Source organism: Photorhabdus namnaonensis, assembly GCF_001684335.1.
In the GTDB taxonomy this organism is placed as follows: Bacteria; Pseudomonadota; Gammaproteobacteria; order Enterobacterales; family Enterobacteriaceae; genus Photorhabdus; species Photorhabdus namnaonensis.
On sequence record NZ_LOIC01000080.1, the window covers coordinates 1,891 to 3,095 of the forward strand.

1 protein-coding gene and 1 pseudogene are annotated in these 1,205 nt (G+C 41.2%); both read right to left on the reverse strand.

All coding sequences use genetic code 11. The annotated features are described in order from the left end of the window. Window positions 1-192: pseudogene (locus Phpb_RS26975) on the reverse strand (hypothetical protein); the annotation flags it as partial. Between the two features lie 101 nt (window positions 193-293). Further along, a complete protein-coding gene (locus Phpb_RS15815) occupies window positions 294-1,046 on the reverse strand; it encodes a hypothetical protein (protein WP_065391180.1) in 753 nt (250 codons plus the stop codon). Window positions 1,047-1,205 lie beyond the last annotated feature (159 nt).

Consider the following 1,205-nt stretch of genomic DNA (forward strand, 5'->3'; position numbering starts at 1 on the left):
CAGGCAGTCTTTTGAGATATACTGCGCAGACACATACGGTTTTGTGTATTTCGGCACGACACCTTCCACCGTAATCAACTGTTTCTTCTCGTCAGGCGAAAAAGGAAAAAGCCTGCCAAAAAGGGTGTCGCCAAACGCCCAGTAAATAAAATAGAGAAATAATAAGGACAGCGTTATCTTCAATATTTTCATACGGACAGTTCCTGTTTATCACAGTAATGCTGTAAGGCCAGCTCCCCTTGTTCTTCCTGCTGGCCCACAGTCAATGGTTTTTACTGGAAACTCTGTTAGCACTACTTTATTTTCCAGTAGTCTATCGTTTGGCGATTAAGGTCGATTCGTCCATCAGGATATTCAACCCATTCTCCCCTTCCGTTAGTGATAGTAATTTTCGGCATTTTAGTTTCATCCAGTTTAGGCTTAAAGGTAATTTTCCATTCCGCTCCTGGAGTTAACCTCAATCTAAAAAAACGTTGTGCTACTTCACCTTGCAAGAGTACTCTTTTAGGAAGTCCCTCAGACATTTCTAAAACCGGATAAATGGTGGGATGGTAATCCAGGATATTCAATATCGCAGTTTCGCTATTATTAACCTGGGTTACATCATTAATAAATGCGGTTAAACCAGTCCCTTCTGCCCCTTCAGATATAACAGCATCTTTCACCAAATGGTGTACATCGGTATACCCCACCGTAACAGAAGCCCAGTTAATTTTCCATTTACACCATCCTCCACCATTAAAAGGTAATTTCGCCTGAAAGTAACCGGTTTGGGGATCAGCTTTTACATCCAAATCCAATCCATAATAAGTCGGTACTTGATAAGGCGACATACCTGCATCAAGCTGATATCTCAGGCAGTCTTTTGAGATATATTGCGCAGATACATACGGTTTTGTGTATTTCGGCACGACACCTTCCACCGTAATCAACTGTTTCTTCTCGTCAGGTGAAAAAGGAAAAAGCCTGTCAAAAAAGGTGTCGCCAAACGCCCAGTAAATAAAATAGAGAAATAATAAGGACAGCGTTATCTTCAATATTTTCATACGGACAGTTCCTGTTTATCACAGTAATGCTGTAAGGCCAGCTCCCCTTGTCCTTCCTGCTGGCTGACAGCCAGTGATTTTATTAACTGCTTATCCATATCCAGAAAATAGAGATTTCGGTAGTAAACATTGTCAGGGATAAGCATCTTATAACTGTCC

What these genes read in the sequence shown, in the direction of transcription:
- Phpb_RS15815 (WP_065391180.1), bottom strand. Translation starts at nt 1,046, where the DNA reads ATGAAAATATTGAAGATAACGCTGTCCTTATTATTTCTCTATTTTATT.